Source organism: Streptomyces mutabilis (assembly GCF_014649815.1).
Lineage (GTDB): Bacteria > Actinomycetota > Actinomycetes > Streptomycetales > Streptomycetaceae > Streptomyces > Streptomyces mutabilis.
Map to the genome: position 1 here is coordinate 1 of NZ_BMTT01000322.1, position 515 is coordinate 515.

The window sequence follows — 515 nt, forward strand, 5'->3', positions numbered from 1 at the left end:
TCGCTAACGTATTTGGTAAAACCGCGACCTTTATGCCAAAACCTTTAGTGGGTGATAATGGCTCAGGTATGCACTGCCACATGTCACTGTCTAAAAATGGTGTCAATTTATTTGCTGGTGATAAATATGGCGGATTATCTGAAATGGCGCTGTATTACATCGGTGGTATTATCAAACATGCTCGTGCATGAAACGCATTTACTAACCCAACCACTAACTCATATAAACGCTTAGTGCCGGGATTTGAAGCCCCTGTTATGCTGGCTTATTCTGCCCGTAACCGCTCAGCATCCATTCGTATTCCGGTAGTCGCTAGCATGAAAGCACGCCGTATCGAAGTGCGTTTCCCAGATCCTTTAGCTAACCCTTACCTTGCATTTGCAGCTCAATTAATGGCGGGTCTTGATGGTATTATCAATAAAATTCACCCAGGTGATGCCATGGATAAAAACCTCTATGACTTACCCCCAGAAGAAGCTAAAGAGATCCCAACAGTGGCAGGTTCATTAGAAGAG

1 pseudogene is annotated in these 515 nt (G+C 44.1%); it reads left to right on the forward strand.

Annotated features, from left to right (window positions below):
• Positions 1 to 515: pseudogene (locus IE142_RS40495) on the forward strand (glutamine synthetase family protein); the annotation flags it as partial.